Genomic DNA, 19,510 nt, shown 5'->3' with positions numbered 1-19,510 from the left:
GCCCCGGAATGACGACGTCGATGCCGCCCGAATCAGCCCAGTTTCCGGCCGATATCGAGGAATTTCTGCCGACGCTGCTTGCGGATGGCGTCGCCGTCGAGGCCGCGGAGCTCGTCAAACGCCTTGGCGATGGCCTCGCCCGTGGTGGCGATCATGGCGGCGGGGTCGCGGTGGGCGCCGCCGACCGGCTCCTTCAAAATGCTGTCGATCACCCCGAAGCGGAGCATGTCCTGGGCGGTGATCTTCATGTTGTTGGCGGCTTCCTGCGCCTTGGTGCCGTCGCGCCAGAGGATGGAGGAGGCGGCCTCCGGCGAGATCACGCTGTAGATCGCGTGCTCCAGCATCAGCACCCGGTTGGCGGTGGTGATCGCGATGGCGCCGCCCGACATGCCTTCACCGGTGATGATGGCGACGTTCGGCACGCCCAGGGACAGGCACGCATCGGTCGAGCGCGCGATCGCCTCGGCCTGGCCGCGCTCTTCGGCGCCGATGCCGGGATAGGCGCCGGCGGAATCGGCGAGCGACAGCACCGGCAGGCCGAATCGCTCGGCCATCTCCATCAGCCGCACGCATTTGCGATAGCCCTCGGGCCGCGCCATGCCGAAATTGTGCCGGATGCGGCTTTCGGTGGAATCGCCCTTTTCCTGGCCCATCACGCAGATCGGCTCGCCGCGGAAGCGGCCGAAGCCGGCGACCAGGGCCTCGTCCTCGCCGAACTTGCGGTCGCCGGCGAGCGGGGTGAATTCGGTGATCAGGCCTTTGATGAAATCGTTGAAATGCGGCCGCTGCGGATGGCGCGCGACCAGCGTCTTCTGCCACGGCGACAGGTTCGTATAGAGGTCGGCCAGCGCCTGCGCCGCCTTGTCCTCGATCCGCCCGATCTCGTCGGTGATGTCGGTCCCGGAGGCCGCGAGCGTCCGCAGCTCGTCGACCTTGGAGTCGAGCTCGGCGACGGGCTTTTCGAAGTCGAGATAGCTGCGCATCTGGTCTTGCATCAACTCAATATAGGGAGGACGGGGCGCGGCGGCGAAGCGATTTCGGACCTGCGGAAAGAAGTGTAGCCTCTTCAATGAGTTGGCTTGTGGGCTTCTGGGCAGCCCGCCAATTCAATCGTGAGGCCACGGCTCTTTCTGCGGAGATGTGGCCGAAGTCAAGGCGGTTTCGGCTGCGGCAGGCCTACTTCTCCGCCAGCGGGTGCAGGTCGCGCACCAGGCTCTTGAGCCGCTCCTCGACCACATGGGTGTAGATCTGGGTGGTCGAGATGTCGGTGTGGCCGAGCAGGGTCTGCACGATGCGTAAGTCAGCGCCGTTGTGCAGGAGGTGGCTGGCAAAGGCGTGGCGCAGCACGTGCGGGGAGACCAGCCGGGCCTGAAGCCCGGAGGCGACCGCGAGCTCCTTGAGGTCGCGGGCGAAATGCTGCCGGGTCAGATGCCCGCTCTCGCCGAAGGAGGGGAACAGCCATTTCGAGGCGGCAACGCCGGTCTTCTTGTCGGATTTCGCGGCTTCGGTCGCGGCGAGATAATCCGCCATCGCCTGCCGCGAGGCCTCGTTCAGCGGCACCAGTCGCTCCTTGTTGCCCTTGCCGCGCACCACGATCATGCGGGCGTCGCGCTTGGCCGCCGTGCGCGGCAGCGCCACCAGCTCGGAGACGCGCAGGCCCGTGGCGTACAGCACCTCGAGCAGGCAATAGAGCCGCAAGGCGCGCAGCCGCTTCGAGGGCGAGGCATCCTCCGCCTCGCTCAATTCCCTGGCGCGGCGGAGCATGCGGTCGACATCCGCGATCGACAGCACCTTTGGCAGGCCGCGGCCGCGTTTCGGGCCGGACAGGATCGCGGCGGGATCGTCGCTGCGAATCCGCTCGTTCAGCAGGAAGCGGTAGAGATGCCGCATCGCCGACAGGCGGCGCGCGACGCTGGTGGATTTGAAGCCACGCGTGTCGAGATCGGCGAGATAGTCGCGTAGCGTTTGGGTTTCGGCGTCCGCAAAACTGTGGCCGACGCGGCCCAGAAACTCGGAGAAGTCCGTGAGGTCGCGGCGGTAGGCATCGAGCGTATTGGGGCCGGCGCCCTGTTCCGCCGCGAGCATGTCGAGGAACAGGCCGGTGAGCTTGGCGTCTGAGGGCTTTGCACGCATGCCCTGGAGGCTAACTCCTATTTCTTGAGAAACTTATCCGGCGGGATCGTCACCGACATTTCCCGCGGCTTCGGATTGACGAAGTTCGCCAGCGCGAAAATCACGCCATAGACGATGCCGGCGATCACGGCGACGACCGTCAGGAAGCGGAACAGGCTGGGCATCGGTCTGGGGTCTCTGTAGGGGACTTGGCAGGCAAATTAACCAATGAAATCATCCAACATGTTCGCCGTTTCGTGGCAAGAGTCCTCTGGCGAGGCCTCCTTTGGGGTCGTATAGGTGGCCAAAGCAGGCCGCTTTTGGCGGCAGATCGAGCGAGACCCAGAGCGAGACCCAGAGCGAGACCCATGTCCGACGCCGCGTTGCCGATACAAGCATCGCCTGAGGCCGACATCCTGTCGGCGCTCGGGGCGCGCTCGATCGTGCTCGTCGGCATGATGGGGGTGGGCAAATCCACCATCGGCCGCCGCATGGCGGCCCGGCTCAAGCTGCCCTTCGTCGATGCGGACACTGAGATCGAGGCGGCGGCCGGCATGACCATACCGGAGATTTTCGAGCGCCATGGCGAGGGCCATTTCCGCGACGGCGAGGCCCGCGTGATCGCGCGCCTGCTCGACGGCGGCTCGGTGGTGCTGGCGACCGGCGGCGGCGCCTTCATGCGCGAGGAGACGCGCGCGCGCATCGCGACCAAGGCGGTCTCGATCTGGCTCAAGGCCGACCACGACGTCATCATGCGCCGCGTCCGCCGCCGCGCCGACCGCCCGTTGCTCCAGACCGCCGACCCCGAGGGAACCGTGACGCGCCTGCTCACCGAGCGCGAGCCGGTCTACAGCCATGCCGACCTCACCATCGCCTCGCGCGACGTGCCGCACGACAAGATCGTCGAGGAGTGTATCGAGACGCTGCGCGCCCATCTCTGCGGCGAACAGGCCGCCCAACCACCTGCCGACGTTGCGAGTGCCGTACGATGACTGCGCCGTTGAAACATTCCGATCCCGTCAACGTCGACGTCGCGCTCGGCGACCGCGCCTATGACATCGTCATCGGCCGCGGCGTGCTGGCCTCGCTCGGCGAACGGGTCGCAGCGCTGCGCCCAGGCGTGCGCACGGCTGTTGTCACCGACCGTACCGTTGCAAAGCACTGGCTCGAGCCGGCCGAAGCATCGCTCGCGGCCGCCGGCATCCCGACGTCGCGCATCGTCGTCGAGGAAGGCGAGATCTCCAAGACCTATGCCGGCCTGGAAAAGGTCAGCGAAGCCCTGATCGCCGCGAAGATCGAGCGCAACGATCTCGTCATCGCGCTCGGCGGCGGTGTGGTCGGCGATCTCGCCGGCTTTGCCGCCGCGATCCTGCGCCGCGGCGTCGATTTCGTGCAGGTGCCGACCTCGCTGCTGGCGCAGGTCGATTCCAGCGTCGGCGGCAAGACCGGCATCAACTCGCCGCAGGGCAAGAATCTGCTCGGCGCCTTCCACCAGCCGGTGCTGGTCATCGCCGACACCGCCGTGCTCGACACGCTGTCGCCGCGCCAGTTCCACGCCGGCTATGCCGAGGTCGCCAAATACGGCGTGCTCGGCGATGAGGCCTTCTTCACCTGGCTGGAAAAGAACCATTCCGACATCTTCAAGGGCGGATCAGCGCGCGAGCACGCGATCGCCACCTCCTGCCGTGCCAAGGCCGGAATCGTCTCGCGCGACGAGCGCGAAACCGGCGAACGCGCGCTGCTCAATCTCGGCCACACCTTTGGTCACGCGCTGGAAGCTGCGACCGGCTTCTCCGACCGTCTGTTCCACGGCGAGGGCGTCGCGATCGGCATGACGCTGGCGGCGCAGTTTTCCGCGAAGCTCGGCATGATCGGCGAGGCCGACGCGGCGCGCGTCGAGCGGCATCTCATCGAGGCCGGCCTGCCGACCCGCTTGCAGGACATCGCGGGCTTTTCGCAGGAAGGGCTTGCCGATGCCGACGCGCTGATGGCCCTGATGGCGCAGGACAAGAAGGTCAAGCGCGGCAAGCTCACCTTCATCCTGCTGGAGGCGGTCGGGCGCGCCGTGATCGCAAAGGACGTCGAGCCGGCCCCGGTGCGCGACTTCCTGAAAGAGAAGCTCGCGCAGAAGGCCTGATGCGCGGCTGAATTTCGTGAAAGCGTTTTCGAGCGAAGTGGGGACCGGTTCGCGCAAGGAAAACGCGTCAAGACAAGAAACTCGAGTGGTGCATGGACTGGCTCGGATTCACCATCGTCGTCCTCTGCCTGCTGGTCTCGGCGTTCTTCGCGGCGAGCGAGACCGCGCTGACCGGCGCCTCGCGCGCCAGCATGCTGCGGCTCTCCAAGCAGGGTAATCACGACGCCGACGTCGTATCCCAATTGCTCGACATGCGCGAGCGCCTGATCGGCGCGCTGCTGCTCGGCAACAACATCGCCAATATCGGCGCCTCCGCGCTCGCCACCGCCATCTTCACGTCCTGGTTCGGCGATGTCGGCGTGCTCTACGCCACCGGCGTGATGACCGCGCTGGTGGTGATCTTCGCCGAGGTGCTGCCCAAGACCATCGCCATCAACGCGCCCGACCGCATGGCGCTTGCGGTCGCGCGCCCGATGCGGCTGACCATGTATGTGCTGGGGCCGCTCCTCAAGATCGTCGAAGTCATCGTGCGCCTCTTGATGCGCCTGTTCGGCCTTGCCGGCGAGCACCAAGCCATCCTGTCGCCGACCGAGCGCCTGCGCGGCGCGGTCGACCTGTTGCATCACGAGGGCAAGTTCGAGAAGCAGGACCGCGACATGCTCGGCGGCCTGCTCGACCTGCGCGAGCTCCAGGTTTCCGACGTCATGATCCATCGCACCGAGATGATGATGATCAACGCCGACCTGCCGCCGGAGGAGCTGCTGCGCGAGGTGCTGGCGACCGAATACACCCGCATTCCGCTCTGGCGCGAGAAGCCGGAAAACATCATCGGCGTGCTCCACGCCAAGGATCTCTTGCGCGCGATCCGCGCCTCCGAAGGCGACACCTCGCGCATCGACGTCTCCACTATCGCGCTGCCGCCCTGGTTCGTGCCGGAGATGCGTCCCGTGTCCGAGCAGCTCAAGGCGTTCCGCCGCCGCAAGACCCATTTCGCGCTCGTCGTCGACGAGTACGGCGAGGTTGAAGGTCTCGTGACGCTGGAAGACATTCTGGAAGAGATCGTCGGCGACATCTCCGACGAGCACGACGTCGTGGTCGCGGGCGTGCGCGCCCAGCCGGACGGCTCGGTCGTGGTCGACGGCTCGGTGCCGATCCGCGATCTCAACCGCGCCATGGACTGGCATCTGCCCGATGGAGAGGCAACCACGGTCGCCGGCCTCGTCATTCACGAGGCCCGCTCGATCCCCGATCGCGGCCAGAGCTTCACGTTCCACGGCTTCCGCTTCCGCGTCCTGCGCCGCGAACGCAACCGCATCACCGCGCTCCGTATTTCACCGGTGCCGCGCGAGGCCGAGATGGAAGAAGCCAAGCCGAGAAGGGCGGGGACGTCGTTCTAGTTCTGCTTACGTTGCCGACTTGCATCGTCATTCCGGGGCGCCCGAAGGGCGAACCCGGAATCTCGAGATTCTCAGGGGCGCATTTGCGCCCCGTAGTTCGATGCTTTGCATCGCCCCGGAATGACTGGGCTACCCTTCCCCCGGCGCCTGCGCGTGGATGGCGAGCGCGTGCACGCTGCCGGAGAGTTCCGCGGCCAGCGCCGCATTTATCATGCGGTGGCGATCGACCCGGCTCTTCCCTTTGAAGGCTTGAGACACAATATAAACGCGAAAGTGCGTCTCGCCGCTGGGCCGATGGCCGGCATGGCCCTCATGCAGATGTGACTCGTCGACAACCTGCAGGCTTTCCAACGTGAAAGCTTCCTGCAACTTGTTGCTGATAATGTCGCTCATAGCCATGTGTGTGCCATTCAGGTGCAGAGGTCGCACTCCGTTATTTGCCGGGTTCGCAGCTAATTGCAATGTCAAGACTTGAAGGTTTTTGCATTGCGTAGTCAAAGTCAGCCATGCCGATCGATTCATCAAAGTTCTTCGACTCCATCCGCGTCAAGCCGCGGGGCAAGCAGCCCGAGGTGAAGCCGCGCGACACCGCGGTCGCGTGCGAATGGGCCGGATGCCAGAACAAGGGCGCACACCGCGCGCCGAAGGGGCGTGAGAACCAGCGCGAGTACTGGCACTTCTGCCTCAATCACGTGCGCGAGTACAACCAGAACTACAATTTCTTCTCCGGCATGAATGCCGACGCCGTCGCGCGCTACCAGAAGGATGCGCTGACCGGCCACCGCCCGACCTGGAAGATGGGCGCCAATGGCGGCAAGAAGGGTGCGGAAGCCGATATCGACATGGCGTCCGATCCGTTCAGCATGTTCAGCGAGATCAATGGCCGCGCCAACTGGCGGAAGGGTCCTGACGCCCAGCCCAAGGCCGAGACGCGCAAGGTGATGAACGCCGAGCGCAAGGCGCTCCAGGTCATGGGCCTCGGCCCCAGTGCCACGCTCGCCGACGTCAAGAGCAAGTACAAGGCGCTGGTGAAGCAGCACCACCCCGACGCCAACGGCGGCGACCGCTCGACCGAAGACCGCCTGATCGAGATCATCAAGGCGTATAATTATCTGAAGACGGTGGTGCGGGAGGCGTAGGGCCTCTTGCGGTCGTCGTCCTCCGAGAGTCTGACGGTCGCAGCCAAACTCTCGATGTCGTCCCGGCGAAGGCCGGGACCCATAACCCCAGGGAGTGGTTTGGCGAAGACTCGCAGTGAAGACGTCTTCCCGCGGTACTCCCACCTCCCACTATCGATAGATCACGCGGTATGGGTCCCGGCCTTCGCCGGGACGACGACGGAGTGAACCACTCCGTCGTCATCATTCCGTTCAAAGCTACTGGCCCTAGGCCTTCGGCACCGCCCCCACATAGGACGAGCTCGGCCTGATCAGCCGCCCGGTGCGCTGCTGCTCGCGCGCATGCGCGGTCCAGCCGGCGGCGCGCGCCACCGCGAAGATCGGCGTGAACGCCTGCCTTGGAATCGCGAGCGCATCGAGCAGGATCGCGGTGAAGAACTCCACATTCGTCTCCAGCGGCCGGTCCGGGTTCTTCTTGCGCAGCGCTGCGCGGATATAGGCCTCGACCTCGCCGGCAAACGGCAGGTCGGCGCCGTTGGAGGCGAGGGCCTCGATCGCGGTCTTCAGCACGTCGGCGCGCGGATCGCGCACGCGATAGACGCGATGCCCAAAACCCATCATCCGCTCGCCGCGTGCGAGCGCGGCATCCACCCAGGGCTGGATACGCTCGCGCGAGCCGATCGCATCGAGCATTTCCAGCACCGGCTCCGGCGCGCCGCCATGCAAGGGACCGGTCAGTGCGCAATAGCCGGCGGTGATGGCTGCGAACAGATCGGCCTGGGTCGAGGCCACCACGCGCGTGGTGAAGGTCGAGGCGTTCATGCCGTGGTCGCAGACGGTGACGAGATAGGCATCCAGCGCCGTGACCTCGCGCGTTGCCGGCGCGCGCCCATGCAGCATGCGCAGCGTGTCGGCGGCGTGGCTCGCGCTCGGATCGGGCGCGACCGGCTCGAGCCCCTTGGCGCGCCGGACCAGCGCGCCTGATATCACCGGAAAGGCGCCGACGATGGTCGCCTCATGCTCTAGCCCGTGCTCGGCGCGAAGGCCCGCGACGGCCGCGCGAAACCCGTCGACGATTCCCATCCCGTGCGTCGCCGGCAGCAGCTCGGCGAGCCGCGCGAAGGCGCGCTCGCGTGCGGCGCCCAGGCTCGCCCGCACATTGGCCTCGCTCAGCGAGGTCTTGCTGGCGCCGTTCCAGAGCCGGGCGGTGACGCCCTCAAAGCTCGATTTGGCGGCCAGCCGGCCGACATGCTCGCCGGCGATGATCAGCTCGCCGCGCTCGCCGTCGACATGACTCAGCACGGTCTCGGCCGCGGGAACGCCGTCCAGCCCGATCTGACTTTTGGTGAGGTGGATGTTCATGGCCCAAATCTCCTGTTCTACGCAGGTCAAAAGTCGGGCCTCTCGACAGATTGATCAATCTTGATTACATAAATCAATATGAAAAATTCTGATGAGCTCTACCTCTCCGCCCGGGAGGCGGCCGCCGAACTCGCGATCTCGCCGGCCACGCTCTACGCCTATGTCAGCCGCGGCCTGATCCGCTCCGAGCCGACGCCGGATTCGCGCAAGAACCGCTACCGCGCCGAGGACGTCCGCGCCCTGAAGGAGCGCCGGGTGCCGTCGCCGGAGCCGCGCGGGCTGCGCAGCTTCGATGCCGACTTGCCGGTCATGGACACGGAGATCTCGACCATCACCGAGGAGGGCGCGATCTATCGCGGCGTCAATTGCGTCGATCTCGCCGAGAACGACACGCTGGAGCACACGGCGACGCTGCTCTGGGACGTTTCCGGCGTCGATCCGTTTGCGCCTGACAATCAGCCCGAGATATCCGAGGAGATGCGCACGATCGCAGGCGCCGCGCGCCGCGCTGCGCCGATCGACCGCGCCATCGCCGTGCTGGCGCTCGCCGCGAGCGCCGATCCCCGCGCCTTCACCCGCGCCCCCGATGGCCGCGCCATGGTCGGCGCGCGCATCGTCCGCCTGCTGGTTGCGACCATGCTCAATGCGGAAGCCTCGGCCGAGCCGCTGCACCAGCAGGTCGCGCGCGTCTGGGCGGCGGACAACAAGCACGCGCCCGATCTGATCCGCCGCGCGCTCGTTCTGCTCGCCGATCATGAACTGAACGCCTCGACCTTCACCGCGCGCTGCGCGGCCTCGACCGGCCTCAATCTCTACGACGCCGTCATCGCCGGCCTCGCCGCGCTGAAGGGACCAAAGCATGGCGGCGCCGGCGTGCTGGCTTCACAGCTGGTGAAAACGCTGGTCGACCGCGATGTCGCTCCCGTGGTGCGCGAACGCGTCGCGCTCGGCGAGCGCTTCGCCGGCTTCGGTCACGGCGTCTACAAGCGCGGCGATCCCCGCGCGCAATCGCTGCTGAATGCGCTGTCGCGCGCCGGCGCGCCGCGCAAATTCACGCGCGAAGTGCCGGAGCGGATCGCCGAGGCGACCGGCGAATTCGTCAATATCGACTATGCGCTCGCCGTCCTCGTGCATGCCTTGCGCCTGCCTGCAGGCAGCGAGCTCGCGCTGTTTGCGATGGCCCGCAGCGTCGGCTGGATTGCGCACGCCAGCGAGCAATTGCAGTTCGGCAAGCTGATCCGCCCGCGCGCGCGGTACGTTGGTCCCGCGCCGGGGCGGCGGACGGGCGGGTCCTAACCTCTCCCGCTTGCGGGAGAGGTCGCGCCGGAGGCGCGGGTGAGGGCTCCCTCCTCTTGGGGGTTCTCGATTGTGGATGCACCCTCTCCCCAACCCTCCCCCGCAAGCGGGGAGGGAGCGCACCTCCGTCCGCCGTGGCAGCCAAAGCTAATCAGACCCGCGGCTTGGCCGCCGCGACACCACCACCGTTCCGCCGACGATAGATCCAAACCGTCACGCTCAGCACGATCGCACCGCCGATCACGGCGAGCATCCAGATATGCTTGCCGACATGCTCATGGTGCGGCAGCCCGGCATATTCGTGCAGGGCGGACACTGCCAGCACGCCCGGCAGCACATGCGCGGGGGCCCAGACCAGGATGGCCGGGATGTTGATCGCGTAGAAGCGGGCAGGGGGCATCCCGAGCGCGCCGGCCGTGACCGGGACAAACGCGCGGATCGGCGGCACGAAGCGGGCAAAGAACACGGCCCAGGTGCCGAAGCGGTGGAAGAAGCTTTCGCTCTCCTCGACCACGCGCGGATAATTGGTCAGCGGCCAGGTGTTGAGGATCTCGCGCTGCTGCCGGTGCCCGATCCAGTAGGCCGAGCCGTCACCCAGCACGGCCCCGAGCGCGGCCGCCAGCAGCACCCAGCCGAGTTTCAGCTCGCCGCCCGGGATCAGGGCGCTGAGCGCCAGGATGATGGTCGAGCCCGGGACCACCGATCCCACCACTGGAACGGCTTCCAGAAGCGCTGCCAGGAACAGGGTCAGATAAGCCAGCCACGCGTGGGCCGAGACGAAAGCGATGAAGGGATCGAGGAATGACGTCACGTCGTCTTTCGTGGTGGGAGGGGTTACGCCGGTCCAGACCCTACATAAGTAAGGAGAGGCGGTAAAAGTGCCACTCGCGTGGGCAGGCCAGCTGGCCCGCGCGAAATTCGAGCGTGATTCGCAGGGCAGCCTTCCAAAAATCGCGTTCCTTGCCTATCTAAATGAAAAGACAACGGAACTTTGATTGGAGGGCGGGCTTCTGCCCGCACGTTGTCTCTGATAGGTTCGCAAACGCACCCAGCCGCAGCCACCGTGCAATAACTGGTCTCGGGATCGCCCGGGGCCTCGGAGGATTGATGACGACCGCCGCCATGTCCAAAGTTGAGGAAGTTTCCGGTTTGCCCGACATGAAGGTGTCGGTGCGCCAGGTGTTCGGGATCGACAGCGATCTCGAAGTGCCGGCCTATTCCGAAGTCGATCCTCATGTGCCTGAAGTTGATTCCGACTACCGCTTCGACCGCGCCACCACGCTCGCCATTCTCGCCGGCTTCGCCCGCAATCGCCGCGTGATGGTGACCGGCTATCACGGTACCGGCAAATCCACCCATATCGAGCAGGTCGCCGCCCGCCTGAACTGGCCCTGCGTGCGCGTCAACCTCGACAGCCACATCAGCCGTATCGACCTCGTCGGCAAGGACTCGATCGTGGTCCGCGACGGCAAGCAGGTCACCGAATTCCGCGATGGCATCCTGCCCTGGGCGCTCCAGCACAACGTCGCGCTGGTGTTCGACGAATACGACGCCGGCCGTCCGGACGTGATGTTCGTGATCCAGCGCGTGCTGGAAGTCTCCGGCCGCCTGACGCTCCTGGATCAGAACAAGGTGATCAAGCCGCATCCGTCCTTCCGGCTGTTTGCGACCGCCAACACGGTCGGCCTTGGCGACACCTCGGGCCTCTATCACGGCACCCAGCAGATCAACCAGGGCCAGATGGACCGCTGGTCGATCGTCACTACGCTGAACTATCTCAGCCACGACGAGGAAGTGGAGATCGTGCTGGCGAAGGCCAAGCACTATCGCACCCAGGAAGGTCGCGACATCGTCAACAAGATGGTGCGCCTCGCCGATCTCACCCGCAACGCGTTCGCCAATGGCGATCTGTCGACGGTGATGAGCCCGCGCACGGTGATCACCTGGGCGGAAAACGCCGACATTTTCGGCGATATCGGCTTCGCCTTCCGCGTCACCTTCCTCAACAAGTGCGACGAGCTCGAGCGTCCCCTGGTCGCCGAGTTCTACCAGCGCTGCTTCAATGCGGAGCTGCCGGAATCGGCAGTCAACGTGGCGCTCAGCTGACCCATGGCCACCATCACCGTCGAGCGCACCATTGGGACGACCAAGAAGGCTGTGCTCGCCGGGCTCGGCGCCTATAACGACGAGCACTTTGGGAAGCAGAAGGTCAGGAGCATCGCGGTCTCACTGAAGGACCGCCGCAAGATCGTCGGCGGCATCGTCGGGCATCTCTGGGCCACGGTTCTGTTCATCCAGTACTTCTGGATCGACCAGAAGCTCGCGGCAAGGGTTTTGGGACGAAGCTGATCGCGGCGATCGAGGATGAGGCGAGACGGCATGGCGCGATCCAGGCCTATGTCGACACGATGAGTTTCCAGGCGCCGGGCTTCTATCGTTCCTGCGGGTACGAGGAATTCGGCACTCTCAAGGGCTATCCCGGCGGCGTGACGCGCCATTCGTTTACGAAGTCGCTATGAGCACATCATCATCCAATTCCAAATTCCGTAACAGCAAGGAAGCGCCGACCGAGCCGTTCAAGCGCTCGGTGGCTTCCTGCCTGAAGGCGATCGCGAAATCGCCCGAGCTCGAGGTCTCCTTTGCCGCCGAGCGGCCGGGCCTTGCGCCCGGCAAGGCGCGGCTGCCCGAGCCGGCGCGCAAGATGACCAAGCGCGATGCTGCCATCGTGCGCGGCCACGCGGATTCCATCGCGCTGAAGCTCGCCTGTCACGATCCGAAGCTGCATCGCAAGCTGATGCCGGGCAATCCGCAGGCACGCGGCGTGTTCGAGGCGGTCGAGCAGGCGCGGGTGGAGGCGATCGGCGCGCGCCGCATGGCGGGCGTTGCGAAAAACCTCACCGCGATGCTCGACGACCACTTCCATCGCGGCAAGTTCGACGAGATCACCGACCGTGCCGATGCGCCGCTGGCCGATGCGCTGGCGATGCTGGTGCGCGAGCGCCTCACCGGCATGGCGCCGCCGACGGCTGCGAAGAAGATGGTCGATCTCTGGCGGCCGATTCTCGAAGACAAGATCGGCAAGCGCCTCGACCGGCTCGACGGCGTGGTCGAGGACCAGACCAGGTTCGGCGACGCCGTGCATGACCTCTTGTCGGCGCTCGAGCTCGGCGACGAGCGCAACGCCGACAGCGAAGAGAATGACGACGACGACGAAAACCGCGACGGCGACAACGACCAGTCCGGCGCCGAAGGTTCGCCCGATTCCGATGCCGCCCAGGAGATGAGCGCCGACCAGGCGCAGGCGTCGAGCGAGGAGATGAGCGAGAGCGCGATGGAAAGCGCGCAGGCCTCGACGTCAGACACGTTCGACGACGGCGAGCTCGGCGACGACGAGACTCCGGGCGAGGCGACGCGTCCGAACGCGCACGGGAAGAACGAGCCGCGCGGGCCCGAATATCACGCCTTCGCGCCGAAATTCGACGAAGTCATCGCGGCCGAAGACCTCTGCGACCATGACGAGCTGGAGCGCCTGCGCGCCTATCTCGACAAGCAGCTGGCGCATCTGCAAGGCATCGTCGCCCGCCTCGCCAACCGGCTGCAGCGCAAGCTGATGGCGCAGCAGAATCGCGCCTGGGAGTTCGATCTCGAAGAGGGCATCCTCGACCCCGCGCGGCTGTCGCGCGTGGTGACCGATCCCTATCACCCGCTGTCCTTCATGCACGAGAAGGAGGCGACGTTCCGCGACACCGTGGTGACGCTGCTGCTCGACAATTCCGGCTCGATGCGCGGCCGCCCGATCACGGTGGCGGCGACCTGCGCCGACATCCTCGCCCGCACGCTGGAGCGTTGCGGCGTCAAGGTCGAGATTCTCGGCTTCACCACGCGCGCCTGGAAGGGCGGGCAATCGCGTGAAGCGTGGCTTGCGGCCGGCAAGCCGGCCAATCCCGGCCGTCTCAACGATCTCCGCCACATTATCTACAAGTCCGCCGACGCGCCCTGGCGCCGCGCGCGGAAGAACCTCGGCCTGATGATGCGCGAGGGACTCCTCAAGGAGAATATCGACGGCGAGGCGCTGGACTGGGCGCACAAGCGCCTGCTCGGCCGGCCCGAGCAGCGCAAGATCCTGATGATGATCTCGGACGGCGCGCCGGTCGACGATTCCACGCTGTCGGTCAACGCCGGCAACTATCTCGAGCGGCACCTGCGCCACATCATCGAGGAGATCGAGACCCGCTCGCCGGTCGAGCTGATCGCGATCGGCATCGGCCATGACGTCACGCGCTACTATCGCCGCGCAGTGACGATCGTGGACGCCGAGGAGCTCGGCGGCGCCATCACCGAGAAGCTTGCCGAGCTGTTCAGCGAGACGGCGACCGCACCGCAGCCCTCGGCAAGTCGTCCGCGCCGTAAACTGCATTCGTGAGCACGCTTCGATCCCGCCGCAGCTTCCTTGGCCACGCGGCGGCGGGATTTTCCACTTTCGCACTGTCCCGATTGGCGCAGGCGCAAGTCGCGACCGAGCCGCCGCCGCGCCCGCTCCAGGTCGAGCGCGCCGTCGCCGAGCCCGTCAGCATCGAGGTCAACGCGCGGCCGATCCCGAATTTCGAGCCGCGCGACCGTTCGCGCACGCGCTTCGGTTCGCTGGAGTATCGCAGCGGCCTGGTGCTGACCTCGCCCTATCGCGGTTTTGGCGGCCTGTCCGGCATCCGGCTGGATGCGAAAGGCGAACGCTTCCTTGCGGTCTCCGACCAGGGCGGCTGGTTCACCGGGTCCATCCGCTATTCCGGCAGCAGGATGGCCGGGCTCGACGACGTCGAGGCCGCGCCGCTGCTCAATGCGGAGGGACGGCCGATCACGGAAAAGCGCCTCTGGTGGGATTCGGAGTCGCTGACGCGCGACGGCAATGTCGTCTATGTCGGGCTCGAGCGCGTCAACCAGATCCTGCGCTACGATTTTTCGAAAGGCGGCACGCGCGCCCGCGGCGAGGTGATCCAGGTGCCGCCCGCGTTGCGCAAGCTGCCGCACAACAAGGGGCTCGAGGGGCTGGTCTTCGTCCCGAAGGGCCAGCCGCTCGCCGGCACCCTGATCGCCTTCTCCGAGCGCGGGCTGGACGCCGACGGCAATCTGGTCGCGTTCCTGATCGGCGGCCCCACGCCCGGCCAGTTCAGCGTCCGCCGCACCGAGAAGTTCGACATCAGCGACGCGGTGCTCTTGCCGTCGGGCGAGCTGCTCATCCTCGAACGCAAATTCTCCTGGTTCACCGGCGTCGACATCCGCATCCGCTCGATTCCCCTGAAATCGATCGCGCCGGGCGCGGTGGTCGACGGCCCTGCGCTGTTCAAGGCCGATCTCGGCCAGGAGATCGACAACATGGAAGGCATCGACGCCCACGTCACGCCCGCGGGCGACACCGTGCTGACGCTGGTCTCGGACGACAATTTTTCAATGCTCCAGCGCACGCTGCTGCTCCAGTTCACGCTGGTGGAGTGAAGTCATCGTTGAACGCGGTGGCTTTTGGCCGCGACAAACCATCATGCAATTCCGCTGTGCCATCGCTGCTGCGCTCTTCGTCGTGCTTGCCGGCCTGCCGCAGGCGCACGCCACGGCCGAGCACACCTATGCGAAGGGCGAGTACGGCATCATCTCGGGCGGGTGGGCGCCGAACAAGCGGCTCGCCATCGCCGTCCATGGTGAGGGCGACGGCGCGCATGATAAATTTCACGCCTATCTGATGGCGGAGCCGGGCCATCGCCGGCTTATGACGCTCGACAACGTCAACGACGACAACATCCTCGACACCGCGCCGGATGCGTTCCACGCCGCCTGGTCGGCGGACTCGCGCTACGTCGCCGTCACCTTCCGCAGCGAGCGCCACATCGTCACGCTGAACCTCTACGCCGTCGACGGCCGCCGCGCGCGCCTCGTCGATGCGCCGGACCTGTTCCGCGACGCGACCGGCCGCAGCATCGATCGCAAGACCGACGGCGATATGCGCACATCGGTACCCGCGCTGACATGGCAGGCACCGCGCCGTTTCCATCTCACCGACTACCGCGTGTTCGTCCTCGACGACACCGCGCTCGCGGACAAGCTCGGGCCGCTCGGCAAGGCGACGGCGATGAAGGATGGCCGCACCACCATCCAGTTTTCCGCCGAGACCGACGGCGAACTGCTGCCCGATGGCCGCATCCGCATGGGCAAGCCCAGGGCGGGCCAGTTCGAGGAGCTGGAGTAGGGCGGCGGCTGAGTTGATGTCGCGATCCCGTGATCATATGACGCGCGCAATGCATGCCGCCACGGGCGGGCATGTCCGCCGCGCGGCTAGCAATCCGGCATCCGCTCACTACACTTCCGTGATTGCCCTCCATCCCCCGGAACTCCCTGCATGAGCGCCCTGTTTTCCCCGATCAAGCTGCGCGGCCTGGCCTTGAAGAACCGCGTCGTGGTGTCGCCGATGTGCCAGTATTCGGCCGACGACGGCGTTCCGACCGACTGGCACTTCACCCACATCAACAATCTTTCGCTCTCGGGCGCGTCGATGTTCTGCATCGAGGCGACCCATGTGGAAGCGATCGGCCGCATCACGCCGGGCTGCCTCGGGCTCTACAGCGACGCCGCCGAAGCCGCGCTGAAGCAGATTCTCGCCTCCGTGCGCAAGCATTCCACGACCGCGGTCGCGATGCAGCTCGCCCATGCCGGCCGCAAGGCCTCCAGCGCGCGGCCCTGGGACGGCGGCCAGCTGATCCCGATCAGTGAAGGCGGCTGGCAGACGGTGGCCCCAAGCGCGCTGCCGCACAAGGAGGGCGAGGCCGCGCCGCTCGCGCTCGATGCCGCGGGCCTGACGCGCATCCGCGAGGCCTTCGTCGAGGCTGCGAAACGCGCGGAGCGGATCGGCATCGACGCCATCGAGCTGCACGGCGCGCACGGCTATCTCCTGCATCAGTTCCTGTCGCCGATCTCGAACCGGCGCACCGACGAATATGGCGGCAGCCTGCAAAACCGCATGCGCTTCCCGCTCGAAGTCTACGACGCGGTGCGCGCCGTGTTCCCGCACGACAAGCCGATCGGCATGCGGGTGTCGTCGACCGACTGGGTTGAGGGCGGCTGGGATCTGGCGCAGACCATCGAATTCGCCAGCGCGCTGAAGGCGCGCGGCATCGATTGGATCGATGCCTCCTCCGGCGGCGTCTCGCCGCTGCAGAAGATTCCGCTCGGCCCCGGCTATCAGGTGCAGTTCGCAGACGCCATCCGCCGCGAGACGGGACTGCCCACCATCGCCGTCGGCATGATCTCCGATGCCAAGCACGCCGAGGAGATCGTCGCCTCCGGCAAGGCCGACATGGTCGCGCTCGGCCGCGGCATGCTCTACGACCCGCGCTGGGGCTGGCACGCCGCCGCCGAGCTCGGCGGCGAGGTCGAAGCTCCGCCGCAATACTGGCGCTCGCAGCCGTCGACGCAGAAGGCGCTGTTCGGCAAGACGACGTTCGGGGCGAGGTAGGGGCGCATGCGAGGCGCAAGGACAGCGGCATAACCACAGGGAGTAACTCGATAGGTTTAAGTTGCGCGATCGCAGCCGTTCCCTCACGCATCCGTAACATCCCTCGGCTTCCACCCCCCGCAAAACTGGCCTAACGTCCGCACGTTCAACGCCTCACGGAGGCCCGCCATGCGTTATCCTGTCCGCAAAGCTGCTCACATCTTCGAGCGCGTGGGCCTAGCGATGGCAGGCGCGGCGTGCGGACTGTTCGTCGGCGCCTATGTCGGGTCGGCAATCCCCGTGCTCACCACGCAGGGTTTCCTGGTGCTGATGATGGCGCTGGGCGCGGTCGGCTTCTATCTCGGCATCGACACGCCGCAGCTGCCCTTCGACGAGGCGCACAGCGCCATCGACGCCGCGGAATTTTTGAGCTCCGCCGGCACGCTCTGCGCCACGCTCACCGCGCTCGCCTCCGTCGCCGTCATCGTGCTGCGGCTCGATCCGCACCTGGCCTGGACCTGGCTCTCTCTGTTCGGCTGGGTCGGCGGCGTCGCCATGCAGATCGTCGCCGGCGCGAAGGCCAGGATGCGGAAGTAGGCAAAGCCGTCGCCGCAAATTCCGGTGTCGTCCTGGCGAAAGCCAGGACCCATTACCCCAGGGAGAAGTTTGGCGGAGACTCGTCGTCCGGTACGCCTACCATCCACAACCGATAGATTCCGCGGTATGGGTCCTGGCTTTCGCCAGGACGACCATGGAGCGAGAGGCTACGGCAGAGCCAAGGAGGCAGCTCGCGCCTCAAAACACCACGCCGACTCGCGAGCCGCGCTTCCAGGCGATGCGGCAGCGTTTCTTGGTGTTGACGTGCAGCAGCTCGAACCTGTCGGGGATGCTCACCTGGCCGCCGAGATCGACGCACGCTCCGCCGGGCGAATAGTCGATCAGCGTGCAGGGGATCACCGGCGCGCGCGGGTCGGTGATGATCTTGGCCTGGCGCGATACCAGCCCTGCGGGCTTTACACGGGCGAACTTTCGCGGATGCATTGGCACATCTCCTCCAATTCCGCGGATAGCGCGGGTGGTCTCTTCCCAATGATCGACGGGAGTTGATGCGATCCGACTAAGGTGGGCGCGAGAATTTTAATGAAAAGTAGCGGCGAATGGCGAAAGCGGCGGTAGCGGGGTGCGACGGCGTTGCCCCACGCTCCGCCGTCGGCGCCAGCGCCATCTCACCCCGTCACCATCTCATCCGTCTCCGCCGCGGCCCCCACATGCGGCGGCACCGGCATCGGCACCGTCTCGTAGGTCTTCGGCAGATTCACCGGCCGGTAGTCCGGCTCCACCGCCATCCGCTTCACGACGCTCTCGTGCACATGCGCGCCTTCGGGGATCAGGCGCGGCTCGCAATCGGGGATGTAGAAGCCGAGAAACACCTTTCGCTCCGGCCACTCCTTGTACTTCGCGCTCTTCGGCAAATATTCCAGCAGCCGCCAGGCCGCCGTCATCGAATTGTGCAACTCGCCGGTCTTGCCGGTGTAGGCGGGCGGCACGTACTGGAACGGGGAGTTCTTGCGATGGACGCCCCAGGCGAGCTGGTTCACGGTGCGCGGGTTGAAGTTGAGCCCGGCCTTTCCCGCCTCGTCGATCATCCAGATCAGCGGATATTTCGACTCGCCGCTCTGGGCCTCCGGATAGCCGCCGCCGACGTCGCTGTGCACGCCGGCGAACCACACCTGCATGATGTCCTGCGGCTCCTTCTTGTCGTCGGGCACGAAGCGGTTGCTCCAATATTCCTGCGGCTCCCGCCATTGCTTGAGGCGGAACATGCAGCGCCGCTCGTCGATCGCGATCGCCTGCCGAAAGATTTTCACGCTCGGATTGCGCAGCGTGAAGGCGAGCTCCTCGAAGCTCGGCCAGTACAGCCGGTCGGGACGCGGCACGATCACGCTCGCCACGGTGTCCCACACCCCGATGAAATGGATGGTCGGCCAGCGCGAGGAGGTGATGCGCGCGAACTGCGCGGCGAGGTCGAACTTGTCCTGCGGCAGCGGCCCGTCGTCGTCGGAGCCGACGTCCTTGAGGTCGGCGATGTCGTTGCCGCGCCCCGAGCCGGAATATTGCTTGTAGGCGACGAGGCCCGAGCCTGCGAGATTGGCCTGCTCCGGCGAGATCAGCCCCACCTTGTGGATCAGCCCCGCCAGCACGCGCACGGTATAGGCGCCGCGCGAGAAGCCGAACAGGTAGATCTTGTCGCCGGGCGCATAGTGCTCGACCAGGAAGCAATAGGCCGACAGCACGTTGTCATCGAGCCCGTAGCCGGTGGCGAGCCCCAGCACCAGATTGACGTTGGCCTTGAGGCGGTGCCACGTCGTCGGCTCCGTCACCGTGCCGACGCCGGGATCGTAGAACACCATCTGCCGCGGCTGCGTCTTGTCGGTCTTGCGCAGGCAGCGATACAGCTTGAGGACGTTGGAGATGTTCTCGCTGATCTCGTTGCCGGTGCCGTCGCAGCAGATGACGAGGTGCTTCGGCTCGGTCTTCGGTTCGGTTCTGCGCTCGTGCTCCACAGGTCGGCCCCTCCCGGCAATGCTACCGGGGCGAGTATAGCAAAAAA

21 protein-coding genes are annotated in these 19,510 nt (G+C 66.2%); 13 read left to right on the top strand and 8 right to left on the bottom strand.

Annotation, left to right across the window (positions count from 1 at the left end; genetic code table 11):
• Positions 1–32: 32 nt before the first annotated feature.
• The 3 genes from ACFLEY_RS02865 to ACFLEY_RS02855 form a co-directional block, all read right to left on the bottom strand.
• Entirely contained in the window at positions 33–995 is a 963-nt protein-coding gene (locus ACFLEY_RS02865) for an acetyl-CoA carboxylase carboxyltransferase subunit alpha (protein ID WP_011083023.1), read from the bottom strand.
• Between the two features lie 181 nt (positions 996–1,176).
• On the bottom strand, positions 1,177–2,133 hold the full coding sequence (xerD, locus tag ACFLEY_RS02860) for a site-specific tyrosine recombinase XerD (RefSeq protein ID WP_060909854.1): 957 nt from the start codon (positions 2,131–2,133) through the stop codon (positions 1,177–1,179).
• A 17-nt stretch (positions 2,134–2,150) separates the two neighbouring features.
• Positions 2,151–2,297 (bottom strand): hypothetical protein, encoded by a 147-nt coding sequence (locus ACFLEY_RS02855; protein ID WP_011083021.1) that lies wholly within the window; start codon positions 2,295–2,297, stop codon positions 2,151–2,153.
• Positions 2,298–2,480: 183 nt separating this feature from the next.
• Here ACFLEY_RS02855 and ACFLEY_RS02850 point away from each other — a divergent pair, with 183 nt between their 5' ends.
• The 3 genes from ACFLEY_RS02850 to ACFLEY_RS02840 all read left to right on the top strand — a co-directional run bounded on the left by ACFLEY_RS02850 (position 2,481) and on the right by ACFLEY_RS02840 (position 5,646).
• A complete protein-coding gene (locus ACFLEY_RS02850; RefSeq protein WP_060909855.1) occupies positions 2,481–3,104 on the top strand; it encodes a shikimate kinase in 624 nt (207 codons plus the stop codon).
• Entirely contained in the window at positions 3,101–4,249 is a 1,149-nt protein-coding gene (gene aroB / locus ACFLEY_RS02845) for a 3-dehydroquinate synthase (protein WP_028175816.1), read from the top strand. Before ACFLEY_RS02850 ends, aroB begins: the two co-directional genes overlap by 4 nt.
• Positions 4,250–4,341: 92 nt before the next feature.
• Positions 4,342–5,646 (top strand): HlyC/CorC family transporter, encoded by a 1,305-nt coding sequence (locus ACFLEY_RS02840; protein ID WP_011083018.1) that lies wholly within the window; start codon positions 4,342–4,344, stop codon positions 5,644–5,646.
• Between the two features lie 129 nt (positions 5,647–5,775).
• On the opposite strand, the gene ACFLEY_RS02835 is transcribed toward ACFLEY_RS02840, so the two are convergent.
• Positions 5,776–6,045, bottom strand: coding sequence for a BolA family transcriptional regulator (locus ACFLEY_RS02835; RefSeq protein WP_060909856.1), 270 nt, complete (start codon positions 6,043–6,045; stop codon positions 5,776–5,778).
• Positions 6,046–6,152: 107 nt separating this feature from the next.
• Here ACFLEY_RS02835 and ACFLEY_RS02830 point away from each other — a divergent pair, with 107 nt between their 5' ends.
• Entirely contained in the window at positions 6,153–6,785 is a 633-nt protein-coding gene (locus ACFLEY_RS02830; RefSeq protein WP_011083016.1) for a J domain-containing protein, read from the top strand.
• Positions 6,786–7,031: 246 nt separating this feature from the next.
• Here ACFLEY_RS02830 and ACFLEY_RS02825 read toward each other — a convergent pair whose 3' ends face one another.
• Positions 7,032–8,126: a citrate synthase/methylcitrate synthase gene (locus ACFLEY_RS02825; RefSeq protein ID WP_060909857.1), complete on the bottom strand. Its 1,095-nt coding sequence runs from the start codon at positions 8,124–8,126 to the stop codon at positions 7,032–7,034.
• A 78-nt stretch (positions 8,127–8,204) separates the two neighbouring features.
• On the opposite strand from ACFLEY_RS02825, the gene ACFLEY_RS02820 reads away from it, so the two are divergent.
• The gene (locus ACFLEY_RS02820; RefSeq protein ID WP_011083014.1) at positions 8,205–9,422 is read left to right on the top strand and encodes a citrate synthase family protein; all 1,218 of its coding nucleotides are present in this window, start codon (positions 8,205–8,207) and stop codon (positions 9,420–9,422) included.
• A gap of 151 nt (positions 9,423–9,573) precedes the next feature.
• Here ACFLEY_RS02820 and ACFLEY_RS02815 read toward each other — a convergent pair whose 3' ends face one another.
• Positions 9,574–10,233, bottom strand: coding sequence for a DedA family protein (locus ACFLEY_RS02815; RefSeq protein ID WP_161532594.1), 660 nt, complete (start codon positions 10,231–10,233; stop codon positions 9,574–9,576).
• Between the two features lie 311 nt (positions 10,234–10,544).
• Here ACFLEY_RS02815 and cobS point away from each other — a divergent pair, with 311 nt between their 5' ends.
• The 8 genes from cobS to ACFLEY_RS02775 all read left to right on the top strand — a co-directional run bounded on the left by cobS (position 10,545) and on the right by ACFLEY_RS02775 (position 17,496).
• Positions 10,545–11,528, top strand: a complete 984-nt coding sequence (gene cobS, locus ACFLEY_RS02810; protein WP_370139181.1) for a cobaltochelatase subunit CobS — start codon at positions 10,545–10,547, stop codon at positions 11,526–11,528.
• A gap of 3 nt (positions 11,529–11,531) precedes the next feature.
• Positions 11,532–11,771 (top strand): hypothetical protein, encoded by a 240-nt coding sequence (locus tag ACFLEY_RS02805; RefSeq protein ID WP_249163216.1) that lies wholly within the window; start codon positions 11,532–11,534, stop codon positions 11,769–11,771.
• On the top strand, positions 11,696–11,941 hold the full coding sequence (locus tag ACFLEY_RS02800) for a GNAT family N-acetyltransferase (protein ID WP_306421917.1): 246 nt from the start codon (positions 11,696–11,698) through the stop codon (positions 11,939–11,941). Before ACFLEY_RS02805 ends, ACFLEY_RS02800 begins: the two co-directional genes overlap by 76 nt.
• On the top strand, positions 11,938–13,845 hold the full coding sequence (gene cobT, locus ACFLEY_RS02795; protein WP_011083010.1) for a cobaltochelatase subunit CobT: 1,908 nt from the start codon (positions 11,938–11,940) through the stop codon (positions 13,843–13,845). The genes ACFLEY_RS02800 and cobT overlap by 4 nt, the downstream gene beginning before the upstream one ends.
• On the top strand, positions 13,842–14,912 hold the full coding sequence (locus ACFLEY_RS02790) for an esterase-like activity of phytase family protein (RefSeq protein ID WP_211434014.1): 1,071 nt from the start codon (positions 13,842–13,844) through the stop codon (positions 14,910–14,912). Before cobT ends, ACFLEY_RS02790 begins: the two co-directional genes overlap by 4 nt.
• Before the next feature lie 43 nt (positions 14,913–14,955).
• Entirely contained in the window at positions 14,956–15,657 is a 702-nt protein-coding gene (locus ACFLEY_RS02785; protein ID WP_060909859.1) for a hypothetical protein, read from the top strand.
• Positions 15,658–15,807: 150 nt separating this feature from the next.
• Complete coding sequence (locus tag ACFLEY_RS02780) at positions 15,808–16,920, top strand: NADH:flavin oxidoreductase/NADH oxidase (RefSeq protein WP_060909860.1); 1,113 nt, start codon at positions 15,808–15,810, stop codon at positions 16,918–16,920.
• A gap of 168 nt (positions 16,921–17,088) precedes the next feature.
• Complete coding sequence (locus ACFLEY_RS02775) at positions 17,089–17,496, top strand: hypothetical protein (RefSeq protein WP_060909861.1); 408 nt, start codon at positions 17,089–17,091, stop codon at positions 17,494–17,496.
• A gap of 198 nt (positions 17,497–17,694) precedes the next feature.
• Here the strand turns inward: ACFLEY_RS02775 and ACFLEY_RS02770 are convergent, their stop codons facing one another.
• Positions 17,695–17,940: a PilZ domain-containing protein gene (locus ACFLEY_RS02770; protein WP_028175824.1), complete on the bottom strand. Its 246-nt coding sequence runs from the start codon at positions 17,938–17,940 to the stop codon at positions 17,695–17,697.
• A 185-nt stretch (positions 17,941–18,125) separates the two neighbouring features.
• Entirely contained in the window at positions 18,126–19,463 is a 1,338-nt protein-coding gene (locus ACFLEY_RS02765) for a DUF2235 domain-containing protein (protein WP_028175825.1), read from the bottom strand.
• Between the last annotated feature and the right edge of the window lie 47 nt (positions 19,464–19,510).

The organism is Bradyrhizobium sp. YCK136 (assembly GCF_044570075.1).
Lineage (GTDB): Bacteria > Pseudomonadota > Alphaproteobacteria > Rhizobiales > Xanthobacteraceae > Bradyrhizobium > Bradyrhizobium diazoefficiens.
Note: the sequence above shows the minus strand (reverse complement) of the source record. Positions and strands in the feature narration are given on the sequence as shown.